14 protein-coding genes are annotated in these 16072 nt (G+C 51.4%); 12 read left to right on the forward strand and 2 right to left on the reverse strand.

The annotated features are described in order from the left end of the window. Positions 1-5: 5 nt before the first annotated feature. From AC0LWT_RS08725 to murI, 4 genes are all read left to right on the forward strand, one after another. Entirely contained in the window at positions 6-506 is a 501-nt protein-coding gene (locus tag AC0LWT_RS08725; protein ID WP_474680844.1) for a DinB family protein, read from the forward strand. Positions 507-519: 13 nt separating this feature from the next. Then, positions 520-1632, forward strand: a complete 1113-nt coding sequence (locus AC0LWT_RS08730; protein WP_474680845.1) for a cupin domain-containing protein — start codon at positions 520-522, stop codon at positions 1630-1632. A 958-nt stretch (positions 1633-2590) separates the two neighbouring features. After that, positions 2591-3805 carry a serine hydrolase domain-containing protein gene (locus AC0LWT_RS08735; protein ID WP_474680846.1) on the forward strand — a complete coding sequence of 405 codons (1215 nt, stop codon included), beginning with the start codon at positions 2591-2593 and terminating at the stop codon, positions 3803-3805. A gap of 276 nt (positions 3806-4081) precedes the next feature. Next, a complete protein-coding gene (gene murI / locus AC0LWT_RS08740) occupies positions 4082-4855 on the forward strand; it encodes a glutamate racemase (RefSeq protein WP_474680847.1) in 774 nt (257 codons plus the stop codon). A gap of 15 nt (positions 4856-4870) precedes the next feature. Here the strand turns inward: murI and AC0LWT_RS08745 are convergent, their stop codons facing one another. Then, positions 4871-5578, reverse strand: coding sequence for a YoaK family protein (locus tag AC0LWT_RS08745; protein WP_474680848.1), 708 nt, complete (start codon positions 5576-5578; stop codon positions 4871-4873). A gap of 272 nt (positions 5579-5850) precedes the next feature. Between AC0LWT_RS08745 and AC0LWT_RS08750 the strand changes: the two genes are divergently transcribed. The 3 genes from AC0LWT_RS08750 (at position 5851) to AC0LWT_RS08760 (ending at position 8148) form a co-directional block, all read left to right on the forward strand. After that, positions 5851-6276, forward strand: coding sequence for a VOC family protein (locus AC0LWT_RS08750; protein ID WP_474680849.1), 426 nt, complete (start codon positions 5851-5853; stop codon positions 6274-6276). Between the two features lie 174 nt (positions 6277-6450). Next, entirely contained in the window at positions 6451-7656 is a 1206-nt protein-coding gene (locus AC0LWT_RS08755; RefSeq protein WP_474680850.1) for an aminotransferase-like domain-containing protein, read from the forward strand. Between the two features lie 93 nt (positions 7657-7749). Next, positions 7750-8148 carry a GyrI-like domain-containing protein gene (locus AC0LWT_RS08760; protein ID WP_474680851.1) on the forward strand — a complete coding sequence of 133 codons (399 nt, stop codon included), beginning with the start codon at positions 7750-7752 and terminating at the stop codon, positions 8146-8148. A gap of 98 nt (positions 8149-8246) precedes the next feature. On the opposite strand, the gene greA is transcribed toward AC0LWT_RS08760, so the two are convergent. Continuing rightward, positions 8247-8723: a transcription elongation factor GreA gene (gene greA / locus AC0LWT_RS08765; RefSeq protein WP_474680852.1), complete on the reverse strand. Its 477-nt coding sequence runs from the start codon at positions 8721-8723 to the stop codon at positions 8247-8249. Between the two features lie 223 nt (positions 8724-8946). Between greA and AC0LWT_RS08770 the strand changes: the two genes are divergently transcribed. From AC0LWT_RS08770 to AC0LWT_RS08790, 5 genes are all read left to right on the forward strand, one after another. Beyond that, the gene (locus AC0LWT_RS08770) at positions 8947-10698 is read left to right on the forward strand and encodes a sensor histidine kinase (protein WP_474680853.1); all 1752 of its coding nucleotides are present in this window, start codon (positions 8947-8949) and stop codon (positions 10696-10698) included. Beyond that, positions 10691-12136 carry a response regulator gene (locus AC0LWT_RS08775; protein WP_474680854.1) on the forward strand — a complete coding sequence of 482 codons (1446 nt, stop codon included), beginning with the start codon at positions 10691-10693 and terminating at the stop codon, positions 12134-12136. The genes AC0LWT_RS08770 and AC0LWT_RS08775 overlap by 8 nt, the downstream gene beginning before the upstream one ends. A gap of 132 nt (positions 12137-12268) precedes the next feature. Next, complete coding sequence (locus AC0LWT_RS08780; protein ID WP_474680855.1) at positions 12269-13984, forward strand: extracellular solute-binding protein; 1716 nt, start codon at positions 12269-12271, stop codon at positions 13982-13984. A gap of 87 nt (positions 13985-14071) precedes the next feature. Then, positions 14072-14962, forward strand: a complete 891-nt coding sequence (locus AC0LWT_RS08785; protein ID WP_474680856.1) for an ABC transporter permease — start codon at positions 14072-14074, stop codon at positions 14960-14962. A gap of 17 nt (positions 14963-14979) precedes the next feature. After that, the gene (locus AC0LWT_RS08790; RefSeq protein WP_474680857.1) at positions 14980-15873 is read left to right on the forward strand and encodes a carbohydrate ABC transporter permease; all 894 of its coding nucleotides are present in this window, start codon (positions 14980-14982) and stop codon (positions 15871-15873) included. Positions 15874-16072: the final 199 nt, after the last annotated feature.

A 16072-nucleotide genomic window follows, 5' to 3' on the forward strand; every position in this document is an offset into this window, starting at 1 on the left:
GGAACATGAATATGAACGAGGCTATTGCGCACGTCCACGCTGCGACGGACCGGATTATTGCCGAAACTGTAAAATTGCCGGAAGATGTGATTCGCCGGAAACCTGCGGCAGATCAATGGTCCATCATGGAAATTTTGTGTCATGTGGAAGAAGCGGTGACGTACTGGCTGCAAGAAATCGAGCGGCTGGTCAAAGCCCCGGGAGCGGAATGGGGCCGCGGACTGCAGCATGAAGCGCGCTTGGCGGCCGTGGATCAGGCGGGCTCCCGCACCGTACAAAGCGTTGCGGAGGGTATTGCGAATACAAAGCAGCATGTGCATCAAGTGCTTGGTTCGCTCAGCGATGCCGACCTCAACGCCGAGGCTCCTAGCCGCAATCCTCGATTTGGAACAAAACCGATGTCATTTATCGTCGATCATCTCCTGGTTGAACATCTTGACAAGCACCTGGATCAAATTCATCGCAACCTGAAAGCGTTTGAAGAAGGAACTCAGTCAAATAAATAAGGGGGACTGGACAATGGCAGAACAACTTGATTTTTTCCAAAGTCAAATCGTGCAGGATTTTAACAAAGATATCGAGCGGTATCATTTGGGCCCTCTTTGGAACGCGATCCCGGCTTTGATGCACAAGCAGCCGACACCGCAAGCCGTACCGTATTTGTGGAAATGGAAGACGCTGTACACCAAACTTATGGAAGCGCGCGACATTTTCACGCCGGATCGCGGCGGGGAAAGAAGGGCCATCTTTTTCCAAAACCCCGGATTGACGTACCGCCAGCCTTGGGGTTGGGCCTCGACGACCCAAACGCTCTATGCCGCCGTTCAGTTGTTGCTCCCGGGCGAAACCGCGCCGTCTCATCGGCATTCCCAGGGGGCGCTTCGGTTCATTATGCGGGGAAGCGGGGCGTATTCCATCGTTCAGGGCGAGCGTATTTTCATGGAAGAAGGCGATTTCCTGATCACGCCCCCAGGTCTGTGGCACGGGCACGGCCATGTCGGCGATCAGCCGATGATTTGGATGGATGTTCTGGACATTCCGACCATTTATGCGCTTGGCGGCACGTTTTTTGAGAGCTATCCGGAACGGCTTGAACAGCCGTCTGTGCCGGATAATTACACGGCTCAGCGATATGCCGGAGGCATGGTTCGTCCGATTTCGGACCGCAAGCCGAAAATCGCTCCCCTGGGCAGCTACAAGTGGTCGCAAACTGTGTCAGCCATTGAAAGCTTGTGCCGCTTTGAGCCGGATGCTTATGACGGGTACGCCGTAGAATATATCAATCCGTCGAATGGCCAAACGGCTAATCCGAACATCGCCGCTTGGCTGCAAAAATTGCCGGCCGGCTTCCGTTCCAAAGCTCACCGGCACACCAGCTCGACCATTTATCAGGTGTTCAAAGGGTCCGGTCATACGATCATCAACGGAACGCGGTTTGACTGGTCGCAAGGCGATTTCCTCGTCGTGCCGAACTGGGCTTGGCATGAACATGCGGCTTCGGAAGACGCGTATTTGTTCTCTGTCAGTGACATTCCGATTATGGAAAAATTCAATTTGCAGCGCGAAGAGGCATATGAAGAAAATCAAGGACATCAGCAAGTGACGGGTGAATTTAAAGCGCTTCTTCCTTGAAAGTGGCCGCCCATTCGGCTCGGCAGGGTACCGAAAAACCTGCGAAAGTCGAAAGTACAGGCATTTTCGGCGAACACGGTTCGTTTTGGCGAAAGCCTGCAAATGTGCAGGAATTATCGGCAAAAATGGGGCTGAAGCTGCATATTCGCGGGCAGGCGTATCTGGGAGCAAAAACATGCACTTTTCAGGCTGCCCAAAAAACCCCGAGTCAGAGGCGATAACCACAATCTGCCCGGCTGCAGGAAGAAAACCTGCAGAAATACAGGAATTTGCGTTCTTGATCGCTAGCCACGAACAATTCCTGCAATTGTGCAGGCTTTTCAGCGGGGACAGGGGCTCAGGTTCACTTTTAGCGAAAATTCCTGCACTTTTGCAGGTTTTTCGCCCAAATAAGCCAATTTCAGAGAAAAAAACTGCACTTTCGCAGGTTTTTTCCCTACCACGGTGGTGTCTTTTGCCGATTTTGTTCAGTTCCGCGACCTCACAAGGAGAGGTGCGGCGCCCAGAAAAAGCTGCTGTCCCTCAAAATAGGGCTTCACTGTTTCCCATAGCCCTTTGTCACGATTTTATCGGGCAGCCTGACTTTTGCAGGCTTTCTGCGTGCCGCTAATGATGCGTTAGCTCTGGGGACTGGTTATGATCAGCCGGTTTCGATGGAAGCGGTTCATTTTGGGAGATTGCCTTAAGAAAATATTCAAACTTGCAAAAAAGACGACTTCTCGTTCAGAACATGAATCGGAGTCGTCTTTTTGCTGCATTTACGCAGACATTTCCAGAAAATCAGCTTTCACAGTACAGCCTCAAGTTGTTCTCATTTCGGACGAAATGTTAAAATTTTAATGTTATTTTCATCTAATTTTTATGTTCCTTTAAGGTTTAGATCACAATTAATTCATATCTCAAGAGTAAGATGCCTATATAAAGTAGAATAATTTTACAATTAGAAGGGTACGAGGGTATGGGGAACAAAAAGAAAAGACGTATCGGACATGGAACGGACCTGTCTCTTGCAGTCTCTGCAGAGGGCGGACACAAAAACTATATAAGCCTTGCCAACAAATCGCTGACGAAAGCAGCCGGCCTTGCGGAAGCCGGCGCCAACAAGAGTCATTACTGGCCGACCGAGGGCTGGAGAACGTCGGCGCCGGAGGCGCAGGGGATGGATGCGGCCGCGATCGCCGATGCGCTCGAGGAATTTCGCACCCGGAACGTGCACAGTTTAGTCATTGTGCGCAACGGGTGGCTGGTGGCGGAAGCGTACGATGAAGGCACCCAAGCCGACGTCTCGCAAGATGTGCGTTCGGTAACGAAAAGCATTACGTCCCTGCTTACGGGCATCGCCCTTGCCGAGCGCAAGCTGAAAAGCGTCGACCAGACGCTTGCGGAATTTTTCCCCGAGCTGGCGGGCGATCCGTTGAAAGCCGAAATTATGATCAAACATTTGTTATATATGACCTCGGGGCTGGAATGGAGCAACGAAAACGATCAAGCTTCAGTCGATATGATGTATTCGCCGAACTGGATTCAAAACATTTTGGAGCGTCCTTCCCGCCACAGGCCCGGTACGATATTCAACTACAGCAACGGAGACGCGCATCTGTTGTCGGCAATTGTGCATAAAGCGACGGGCGAATCGTTGTTCGACTATGCGAAAAGACGCTTGTTTGCGCCGCTCGGCATTGCGAATGTCAAATGGAACGATGATCCGCAAGGATACACCATCGGGGCATGGGCGATGGCGTTGACGGTCCGCGACATGGCCAAGTTGGGCTTGCTGTATTTGAATGAAGGCCGGTGGGACGGGGCGACGATTGCTCCCAAATCGTGGGTCCGGGAGTCGCTGATCAAACGGGTGGTACATAATTATGGCGACGGAACGCAGGGAGGGTACGGCTATTTGTGGTGGACGAAGCCTTTGGTCCAAGGGCTGCCCGAAGGCAGCGGGACGGCGTACGAAACGTTTTATGCAGCGGGATCGGGAGGACCGCGAATTTTTGTGGTGCCCGGACTGAACCTGATCGCGGCGTTTACGGCCACTTCGCCCGACGTAGAGATGCCGGAGCAGCTGCTGAGCCGCATCGTTCAATCCATTCGCTCGAACAAGCCGCTTGCTGACAACCCTGAAGCTGCCGGCAAGCTGAATCAAGCGATCCAATCCTTCAAAACGCCATAGCGTTGCATATATCGATGGCTGCCCCTGAACAGCGACTGCTGCCCGGGAGCAGCCTTTTTACCTTAAAGTTCTTTACAGCGCTAAAGCGTGTAGAACACATTCTTATTGGCGAATAAACCTACCTCTAAACGCGGTCGCTCATCTTCGAAAGACCTCGATAGAGGTTTATCTCATGTTCATTCCATATTCGACAGATGCGCCAAATGCATATAAGATAGTAGTATTGCAATGAACAGCGCCTGACAAAGGCAAAATTTAGATAATAAGGTGAAAGCAATGAGAATAGCTTTTTTTGACTCGGGACTCGGCGGCATAACGGTATTGCACAAGGCGATCAAGCAGCTGCCGAAAGAACAATTTTTATATTTTGCGGATACGCTCCACGTTCCTTATGGAACGAAATCGCGGGACGAGGTCAAACGGCACGTAAAAAACGCGGTGGATACGATCATCAAAGAAGACGTGAAAGCTCTTGTCATCGCTTGCAACACCGCCACAAGCATAGCTGCCGCGGAATTGAGAAGCGCATACGATATTCCGATCATCGGCATGGAGCCGGCAGTCAAACCGGCGGTCGAAATGAACCGCTCCAGCGGGAAAAGAGTGCTGGTGTTCGCCACTCAGCTAACGCTGAGCCAATCGAATTACGCCCAGCTGATTTCCCGCACGGACGACAAGGGCATCGTGGATTCCTTGCCGCTACCGGAGCTGGTCGAGTTGTGCGAGCGCCTGAATTTCGACAGCCGCACGGTCGAGGATTATTTTAAAGCGAAGCTTTCCGGGTTTGACCTGAGTGCATACGGCACAGTCGTTCTCGGCTGCACGCATTATCCTTTTTATAAACGCCTGTTAAGCGGTCTTTTGCCCGGGCATATCCAAATTATCGACGGGAGCGCAGGCACTGTAAAAAGGTTGATCCAAGTATTGGAAAGCAGCGGTCAATTGAATGCGCTCGGCAGCACCGACATATCATTCATGTGTTCGAACCAGGATCAGGCCTATGTACGAAAAATGGAGCAGGCTTTGGAAATCATTCGCACCGAAGGCTGATTCGGGGCTGTGAACTTATCCTTTTGACACGCTTTTCCGGCTATTGGAAGAGAAAAACAATAACGCATACGTAAGTACGGCCGCGGCAATCCAAATGGACCGTGCTCCCAACTGTAAAGTGGCCAAAGTGCTGATGAGTGCTCCAAAACAGAACGAGGCGATGATCGTGAAAAACCCGATGCAGCACTGTCTGGCTTCCGTGTCATGTTTGAAAATAGCCAGGTATGCGGCCTGAGCCGCCGTGCGCAAGTTCCCGGTCGTAACGGTCGTATTGTACGACCATTTGATCAGCTTCGTGAACGATGAAATTTGAACCGACGCGACAAAAGCGATAATGATCGAAACCGCCATATTCGGCACACTCGGCGGCAGCAGACCGACAATCGCAAGCACGACAATCTCCAGAAGCAGCACGGCCCGGGACGCGTCTCGCAGCAATTGTACGATACGAGGATGCTTGAGCGTCTCGGCCACTACCACTCCCAATACGAACGCGATGATAGGCGGTACGTGCAGCAAAGCCTGAGCCCACTCGCCCTTGGCTAGCCCAGCTCCCAGCAGCACCATATTCCCCGTCTGCGCAGTAGCAAAAACCCCGTCCCTGCCTATATAAGTATAGGCATCCAGAAATCCTCCGACGATAGCCAGCAAAACTCCCAAATGTACGGATTCGTAAGTCAAATTCAAAAACTTGAATCGTTCCCTGATTGCATGTTTTTCCATAATGACATCACCTTGGTCGAAAATTGAACGCGGCTTTTTTGTGCTGCGGGTGTGCAGCCTTTTTTACACTGTCCGCGCAGCGGTTCAAGTGTATAGTTCTCCACGAGCATACAAATAATTACAATCGATCAATGGGGGCTATTCCGCTCCTCCGTACTGCCGGCTCCGTTTTTTAGTTTATGACAGTTCTTGTCACTATTATAAGCTAGAATGGAGAAGTAGAACAACCGGATGCATCCGGTAAAAAAACGAACTTAAGGAGTTGTCGGACGATGATTATGCAAATGGTCCCATTTATTATGCTGGACGGAAATGCCCACGAAGCTATTGAGTTTTATGAAAAATCGCTGGGTGCCAAGGTCGTTTTTAAACAGACGTTTGGGGAGGGCCCGGAGGACCCTCAAGTCCCTATACCCGCGGAAGCCAAAAACCGTGTGGCCCACTCCGTGCTGAAAATCGGGGAAGCGGAGCTTATGGTTTCCGATACGCTAACAGGCCAAGCTTATCCAAAGGGAGCGCAGGTGAACATCTGCATTGTGGTGGACGAAGCGGACCATTCCAGGCAGTTGTATGATGCGCTGCGGCAAAACGGCCAAGTTAACATCCCGCTCGGCGAAATCCATTTCAGCCCTGCATACGGTATGGTGACGGACAAGTTCGGCGTCACTTTCCAGGTGTTCACCAAGCGCCCGCAGTAATTTCTATCCAAAGCCGGTTTGAATAGAAGTTTTCGATTAGACATGAGAAAACAAATCAAGTATGATACTTGTAATTTAGCTGACTGGTAATCTGGAAGCTAGGGATGGCCGCAGTGCTTTGCACGCAGGCTGCCCTGGCTTCTTTTTAATTTGCGAAAAAGGCAGGTCTTTCTCATGTCCAATGTGCTGGAGTCATTAACTTTTGCCAAACGCGTTCCCGCCACGCCGTCCATCGGCAGCACGACCGTTATGAAGCCGGGCCATGTCCATTTGTCGTTCGGATTTGCGGCGCCGGATCTGTTTCCAATCGACGAACTGGAAAAGGCGGCCTCGCAAGCCATCGCTTTGCAGGGAAGAAAGGCGCTGCAATATTCCGGCGGGGAAGGTCCCGGCAAAATATTGGCGTGGATCAAAAATCGCGCCCGCAAGCACGGCATTCAGGCGGAGAACGAAAACATTTTGGTCACCTACGGCGCCACGCAAGGCATTTCGATTGCGACGAATGCGATTATCGATCCCGGCGACCATGTTTGGGTGGAAGCCCCTTCGTTTTTCGGGGCGCTTCAGGCGTTTCGCGTCGCTGAGGCGAACATCACTTCTTTTCCGATCGATGAGAACGGGCTTCGCGTGGATGCGGTCGAAGAGTCGCTGAAGCAAGCGAAGCTGCATAACAAGCCGATTCCCAAGCTGTTGTATACGATGCCGACGTTCCATAATCCGAGCGGGGTTACGATGTCTCTGGAGCGGAGAAAGCATTTGGTTAAGCTCGCGGAGGAGTATAATTTCTGGATTTTGGAAGACGATGCGTATATGGAGCTGAACTTCACAGGCGAATACAACCAGCCGCTGTACACGTTATCGCCGCAGCGGGTCATTTATTTCGGCACTTTTTCCAAAATTATAGCGCCTGGCGTTCGTCTGGGCTGGATTATCGCCGACAAAACCATTATCGACAAAACAAGACTGCTGCTCTTGGGAGGCAGCGTAGGCGTTTTCACGCAAGAGATTGTCGGCATGCTGCTGGATAACATTGATTTTGAAGCGCATTTGAAGCGGCTGGTCGATCATTACCGCAGCCAGCGGGACGTGATGGCCGGCGCCATCCGGAGGCATTTGGGCAATCATATCGAATTTCATTTGCCGCAGGGCGGTTTTTTTATATGGCTCAAGTTTGAAGAACGGTTCAATGCGAGCCAGTTTTTGCGATTTGTCGAGGAACGGGGCGTCAGCTTTGTGGACGGGAGGAGTTTTCATATCGCTGCGGAGGGCTTGAATTATGCGAGAGTTTGCTTCAGCTACGTCAGCGCGGAAAGCATCGAGGCCGGCATAAAAACGTTGGCGGATGCTTACCACGATTATGTAAGTGAACTTCATTCGTAGCCGAACAGTAATAGTTGATGCCCGTCCAAATTCTTGATATACTTATTGTAAGAACATACATTCGATTCAGTGAATTTGAAAGGAAGAAAACTTGTGAAATTAACGATCATTAATAGTTTACGAACTAATAATTTTAATGATGATCTTTTGCTGCAAAAGATTGGAGGATTGTGGAAAGAGGCTTTTAATCGTCTAAATAATCGAGATATGATGATCTACGGTGTCTATCATGATTACGAGAGTGACTACAAGGGCGATTATTCGCTAAGCATTGCTATAGAAGATAGCAACAGCGAGCCTTCACTGGATGTGCCGATTAACGCGAAATATGAAATCTTTAACGTGGACACAACAAAAGAAGATGGGGTTATAAGCACTTGGAGAAAGATATGGGAACGTGAGAGCACAGGTACACTGGAGAGAGCGTATACATACGATTTTGAAAAATATGATCCGAATGGAGAAATTGAGGTTCACATAGCAATAAAATAGTTTACATGGGGAACCTAAGGGATAGGGTTTCCTTTATTTTGAAGAAAAGTCAGTTGCGCGGAAAGCGCATACTGACTTTTCTTTTTTTTACCCCGTCATTAATTCGCCGCTCTGATTTCAAGCAGTTCATACTTAATTTCGCCTACAGGCGCGTTGACGGTGATGATGTCGCCTACAGATTTGCCGAGGAGCGATTTTCCCAGAGGGCTTTCGTATGAAATTTTGTTTTCAGGAACGTTCGCTTCGGAAGGCCCGACGATCCGGTATTCCACTTTTTCGGAAAACTCCAAATCGTTCAGTATGACGATGGAACCGACGTGAACGGCGGATGTGTCGCCGATGTCAGCCACGCGGGCTACTTTCAGCATTTTTTCCAGCGTAAGGATTCTGGTTTCCATAAAAGCTTGCTCATCTTTGGCGGAATGATATTCGCTGTTTTCTTTTAAATCGCCGTAGCTGATAGCTGTTTTTATGCGGGCCGCCAATTCTTTGCGCTTTACGGTTTTGAGCTCTTCAAGTTCAAGCTCTAATTGCTGCAGTCCCTCGGGGGTTAAAAGAATTTCTTCATGTGACATTTTGGCATCTCCTAATGAATCAACGATATTTTTGAGTCTATATTGCATTTTACACTATTTCCGGCAGTCAAAGATAGCTGATAGGCGGCAAAAATTCATTTTCATGCAGCGGCTTGACTAGCCAAACCCGAAGAGGTTTAATACATTATGAGACAAACAACGGTTGACGATTCGCTGGTAATCGCGTCAGCCGTTTGTATTTTTGCAGCGGGGAGCAGTTAAAATGAGAGGGTTTACAAACGTGCTTTTTCAATGGTCGCAAAATTCCGTGCGGCGGAGTCTGGTGCTCAGCGTGCTGGCCGCCTCGATTTTGCCTTTAACGCTGTTTGGGATTATGACGTATTCGTCAACGTACTCCATTTTAAAAAATAAAATACAGTCCGGCATTCAAGCGAGCTTGAACCAGGAGGGGGTGGCCCTGGAAAATACGCTCAACAATCTGGACTTTGCATCCAAGCAGTTTGCGCTCGACGATAAAATCGTAAGCGAGGTGCAAGCTTATATGGACGAGAAGGACACTTATAAAAAAGCCCAACTGATGGAAAACATGCAAAAGAAAGTGATTTTGGTCAATTTTACGAATCCGTATCTCGGACTTACGTTTTATTATGCGCCTAACGCCTCCAATCCTATTATGTTCGAGAATTTGAGTGTGAACAAGGCTTTTGATCCCGGACGTTTGCCGCATTTCACGGATTACAACGGAGCTTCTTATGCCGGTCCCCATAAAACCGTCTACAGCGGGAGCAGCAATATGGTGTTTTCAGCTTTCCGCAGCGTTGCCACATCCGACAAGCGCGAGCTGTATATTTATTTGGAAACGAATTACAATTTGTTTCGCAATATTTTGAATCAACGCGCTTACGGCATGGAAGTTGCACATTTGCTTGTCAACCAGTCGGGCAAAATTACTTATATGGAAAATGCAGCGATAACGGACGAAACCGGCGAAGCGAAGCTTCTCCAGGCGCTGCAATCGCAGCATGAGTACGGGGGCTACCTGATGTTTCAGCACGAGAGCGCGCAGGGCTGGAAACTGGTGACGCTCGTTAAAAAAACGACGTTTAACAGCGAAATCGACAGGTGGCTGCTGCGGACCGCGCTTTTCGGCGTAGGCACGTTGGTATTCGCCCTGCTGCTGGCTTATTTTATATGGCGCATGATTTACCGCCCGATGCGCAAGCTGAACCGTGAAATCGTGTCCATGGTGGAAAACCGCGATATGCCGGTGCAGATGACGCAGGTTGCGGAGTTTGATTTTCTGCTCGAAAATTTTCAGGTCATGAAGGAACAGATCAACCGGCTCATAGTCGAAGTCCAGCAAAACGAGAAGCGGAAAAGCCAATTGGAGATCGAGAAGCTGCTCACGCAAATCAATCCCCATTTTCTTCACAATACGCTTAATTCCGTGCAGTGGCTGGCCAGAATGAACGGGCAGAAGGAGATTGACAAGCTCGTTTCCCTGTTGGTCAAGGTGCTTCATTACAACATGGGCAAGCAGAGCATCATTGTGACGATGGATGATGAGATCGAAGCTTTGAACAATTATATGGAGCTGCAAAAGCTCCGGTACGATCACGATTTTGGCTTTACCGTCGAGGCGGAGCAGGACGTCGGCCAGGTGCTGGTCCCGAGGTTCATTCTCCAGCCGCTCGTGGAAAATGCGATCTATCACGGTTCCGGCGACCGGGAGGCCCGCATTGAAACGGCGGTGCGGTGGCTGAAGCCGGGAAGGGTGCGCGTTCAGATTACGGATAACGGGTCGGGTATGAGCGAAGAGGCGGTGCAGCGCCTGCTGGTCGAGGATGAAACGGCAGGACCGCGCGGGCTCGGCATCGGCATTTCGTACGTGCACCGGCTGATCCGGAAATATTTTGGCGATGAAGCGCAATTTTCGATTGATAGCCGAGTTGACGAAGGCACGACAGTGACGATCGATATTCCCGTGAAAAATAAGGAGGAGCTGGATGATTAGAACGATTGTAGTCGACGATGAGAAACTTGTGCGGAAAGGATTTATTTCCCTGATCGATTGGCAGTCTTACGGAATGACGATCGTCGGCGAGGCGGGCCATGCGAGAGGCGCGTTGGAGCTGCTGAGTCAACTGGAAGTAGACTTGCTGATCACCGATATTACGATGCCGGGCATGTCGGGTTTTGAGCTGATTGCTGAGCTGCGGCGCCAATATCCTCACGTTTGGACGGTTGTGCTGACGTGCCATCATGAGTTCGATTACGTGCAGGAAGCGCTGCGCCTCGGTGCCATCGATTACATCGTGAAAACATTGATCGAGATGGACAGCATCGACGAGGTGATGAACCGGATTGTCGAGCGAATCCGCACGGAAGAGCGGATCCGCCAATCGATCGCCTGGAATGTCGGCGAATCCGCCTCGGCAGCGGCACCGGTGCAGGAAGCGCTGGCGTTCGTTCCGGCCGAGGATTCGCTGGCCGGGCAAAAAGAAGCGCTGCGCCACGCTTTCGGCGAGCTGCAGGAGGCGGGGGAAGCGGATCGCCCCGTTTGGTTGATCCCGCTGCGCCAGCAGCGGGGCGGCGGCGACGTAGGAGAGGAGCTCCGCAAGCTGCACTTGTCCGGCGGGGGCGGGCGGGCTCTCCATCTGACCGGTCTTGCGCCGGACTCATTGTCAGCCATGCGGGACAAGCTTGCCGGGCAAGTCCGGGCGTGGCTATTTTATGAATGGAAGCCGGGTTCGGCTTATGCCGGCGTATCGGCCGCCGAATTGGACGTAGCCTCCGAGGCGCAGCCGGATGAAAGCTGGGGGATGCGGGCTCAAGCGGCTTTGGAGCTGAGATGGGCTTTGTACCGGGACGAGTGGGAGTCTTTCGTGGCGCATATCGAAGCTGTCCGTCCCGGGGAACGGAACATTCGGCTGCTGGCCCGCGGGATTGTAACCGAATGGAAGGAATGGTTTCACTGGCATACGGAAGCTCCGCATCTTCTTGCGGAAGCAAGCCGGATTGCGTCATGGGCGGAGTGGAAGCGCTGGTTCCGGGAAATGGCACACGAGGTGATGCGTAGATCGAACGAGCTTGAGCTGTCCAGGGAAGTGATGAGCAGCCTGCTGAAAGCGATGCTGTATATGACAAGCCGGCTTGGCGACGGCGATCGGCTGAGCCAAGAAAGCGTCGCGCTCCATGTCAACATGAGCCGAAGCTATTTCAGCCAATGCTTCAAACGTTTTGCCGGAGATTCGTTCGGCCATGTGCTGAGGGATTTGCGCTTGCGCAAGGCGGAAGAGCTGCTGCTCGGCACCGATGATCCCGTTTACGAGATCGCGGCCCGCGTCGGCTTTGAAGACGACAAATATTTCAGCAAAATGTTTCGCGCCAAAAACGGCCTGCTGCCTACGGAATTCCGCGTTTCCAAAGCCCGGGGTACGAATTTGGTTTAATGCCGGTAGAAATTCGTCCGAAATCTCAAGACAGCCGCACGAGCCTGGGCAACGGCTTTCTCTCCCGGTCTTTGCCAGGATTCCTATACAATAACGGTGTAAGCATTCGACATACAAACAAGGGGGATTACGATGAAAGTTACTTTGAAAGTGTTTACAGCCTTCGTATCCGCGGCACTGCTCGCCACTGCATGCAGCAGTGCGCCCGATAGCGGGAAGAGCCCCGGCACGGCCAACGGCGACGCCAATTCCGGCAAAGCGGCAACGACCTCCGAAGCCAATGAACAACTGGCCTATCAAAAATACGATCAGCCGGTCACGCTGAATATCGGTTTTACGCTTCCCGAGACGAACAAGCTGGCCTCCGGAGACACCAACGACAACAATCCCGTATCCCGGTATTTGGAGAGCTTGACCAATATTAAGGTTGTGCACACCTGGGAAGCGAAAGGCGGTTCTCCCGGCACCGATCCGTATACGCAAAAGGTGAATCTGGCGATGGCCAGCAGCGATTTGCCGGACGCATTGGTCGTAGACCGCAACCAGCTCCGCAAATTGGCCGATAACGACATGCTGGCGGATTTGACGGATGTCTATAACAAATATGCGTCCAAGCTGGTCAAAGATATTTATCAGTCCACGGGCGGCAAAGCGCTGGAGGACGCCACATTTAACGGCAAGCTGCTCGGATTGCCCAATGTCGCCATCGACGCCGATTCGCCGAACTTGCTGTGGATTCGCAAAGACTGGCTGCAAAAGCTGAATTTGCCCGAGCCGAAGACGATTGACGATGTCGAAAAAGTCGCCAGGGCGTTCAAGGAGCAGGACCCTGACGGCAACGGCAAAGCGGATACGGTCGGAATAACCGGGGACAAAACCGTCGTCTGGGGGCAAAAGCCGAACAGCAGCGGCTTCGATGCGGTGTTCGATTCGTTCCATGCTTTTCCGAAAAACTGGATTAAAGATAAAGACGGCAATGTCGTCTACGGATCGATCACGCCGGAAAACAAACAGGCGCTCGCCAAATTGCAGTCCTGGTATAAAGACGGGCTGATCGATCAGGAATTCGCGCTGCGCAAGCAATCAACGGAGCTGATCGTCTCCAACAAAGCCGGCATGTTCTTCGGCCCATGGTGGGCGCCTTACTTCCCGCTCGGCGATGCCGTAACGAACGATACGAAAGCGGAATGGATTCCGCTGCTGGCTCCGACGGATGCAAACGGCAAGTACGTCACCCACATGGCTCCGGTAACGGACCGCTACATCGTTGTGCGCAAAGGCTACAAAACCCCGGAAGCCGTCGTCAAGGAACTGAACGTGTTCACCCGTCTGGAACGCAACCAGGATCCGAACGCCGAACAGACGAAAAAACTGACGGATTACGAATCGCAAACCGGCGTGCACAACCGCAATTACTATCCTTTCGATCTGCTGCTGGACTTTGCGGACGCGATCGTGAAGCGCAGCGACAACGTGCAAAAAGCGATGGCTGGCGGGCTTGACCCGAAAACATTGGATCAGGACACGAAGCAGCTTTATGATTTTGCCATGAAAGATAAAGAAAATCCGAAAAAAGACATCAACGCGTGGAAAGCGTCCTACGCCTTCCTGGTCGGCGGCGATGCGGTCAAGAAGCCGATGGATAAAGTGTACAGCGTATTTTACGGCACGACCCGCACGATGGAAACGAAATGGTCGACGCTTGAGAAGCTGGAAAACGAAACGTTCCTGAAAATTATTATGAATCAGCAGTCCGTAGATTCGTTCGACGATTTTGTCACGCGCTGGAAATCGCTTGGCGGCGATGAAATTACGAAGGAAGTCGCAGCGTCGGCGAAGTCCAAATAATCGCAAGTCAGGCAGGGGCTCCCGGCTGTAGGGTAGCTGCAGGGGCCCCGATCCAATCAAGCAAGCGGAAAGCGGTGAGATCATCCGATGAAAATGAATCGCAATGAGCTGCATTACCATCTCATGCTGCTGCCCGGTATGATTCTGCTGGCTGTCTTCAGCATCGTGCCGATGTTAGGGGCGGTCATGGCTTTTCAAAACTTCAAGCCTTCACGGGGCATTTTCCATTCCGAATGGGTCGGCTTCGATAATTTCGTGTATATGTTTCAACTGCCGGACAGCAAGCAATTTTTAACGAATACGATCGTACTGGCCGTTGCCAAAATTATCGCCAACCTGATCGTGCCCGTCGTGTTTGCGCTGCTGTTGAACGAGGTCAGGATAAGAAGCGCCAAAAAGTGGATACAAACAATCGTATATTTGCCTCACTTTATGTCATGGGTACTGCTGGCAACGATCTTTTTCTATATTTTTTCCCTGGACGGCATCGTCAATCAAATGCTCGGCTTGCTGGGCATGAAGAAGATCATGTTTTTCGGAAGCAATACCTGGTTCCCGGTCATTCTGGTCGGAACCGACGTGTGGAAAGAATTCGGCTTCAATACGATCATCTATTTGGCCGCCTTGACATCCATTAATCCCGCTTTGTACGAAGCGGCGGGGATCGACGGCGCCGGCCGCTGGAAGCAGCTGTGGCACGTTACGCTGCCGGGGCTCCGGACGACGGTTATTTTGCTCGCTACATTGGCGCTGGGGAACGTGATGAACGCCAACTTCGATCAAATTTTCAATATGTACAATCCTGTTGTGTACCAGTCTTCGGATATTATTGACACCTACGTATACCGCGCAGGCCTTGTCGACCTTCAATACAGTTTGGCGACGGCTGTCGGGCTGTTTAAATCGGCTGTCAGCTTTATTCTGATCGTCGTGTCTTATGTGCTTGCCGGACGATTTGCCAATTATCGAATATTTTAGCGGGGAGGCGATAGCCTATGGTGGGCAGTAACAGTATTCGCAACCGGATCGCAGACGGGGCCATCCTGGCGATTCTGATCCTCGTTTCGCTCATATGCCTTTTTCCTATTTTGCATACGTTGGCCGTATCCTTTAGCAGCAAAGCGGCGGCTGACGCAGGGCAGGTTATTTTGTGGCCTGTGCAGACGACGGGGTCCAGTTACACGAAAGTGCTGAACGACAGCCAATTTTACAACTCGTTCGTAAACTCCGTGAACAGGGTTGCGCTCGGCGGGGCGATCAACTTCGTGCTGACCGTTTTAATGGCTTACGCGCTATCGAAGGAAACTGCGGAATTCCGCATGCGCAATGTGTATATGTGGATTCTCGTCTTTACGATGCTGTTCAACGGCGGAATTGTGCCGTGGTTTATGACGATCAAGCAGTTAGGACTGATCGATACTATCTGGGCGCTTGTGCTTCCGACCGGAGTCAACGTGTTTAACGTCATTTTGCTGATGAACTTTTTTCGCGGTTTGCCGAAGGAACTCTCCGAAGCCGCAGCGATCGACGGCGCGGGACCGTGGTACACGATGTTCCGTCTGTATGTGCCGCTGTCGCTGCCGGCGATCGCAACCGTCACGCTGTTCAGCATCGTGCATCATTGGAACGCCTTTTTCGACGGGCTGGTGCTGATGAACAAACCGGAGCATTATCCGCTGCAGACGTATATTCAAACGTTGTTCGTACAATTGACGGGAAGCACGATGCCCGGAATGTCCCCCGAGCAATTAGCCGAAGCTTTAGCCGTATCCAACCGGACGTTCAACTCGGCCAAAATCATTATTTCAATGGTGCCGATTCTTATTCTGTACCCGTTCATCCAGCGATATTTCGTTCACGGAATTACGCTCGGCTCCGTGAAAGAGTAGCTTGAAAAAGCTTCAACCGCGCAGAAAAATCTGCCAGGTTGAAGCTTTTTTTTGCTGCGCCGGAAAGTCAGACTGCTGAAAAAGCGGCACGCCGGGAGGCAGCACTATCTGCTTGGCGTGCAAACATCAGGCGGTTGAAGGGCCCTCCTGTCAGGGAAGCGCATTTGCTTGGCGAGTCGGGGGGGGGGGGGGGGAATCA

It is taken from the genome of Paenibacillus sp. sgz302164 (assembly GCF_056120505.1).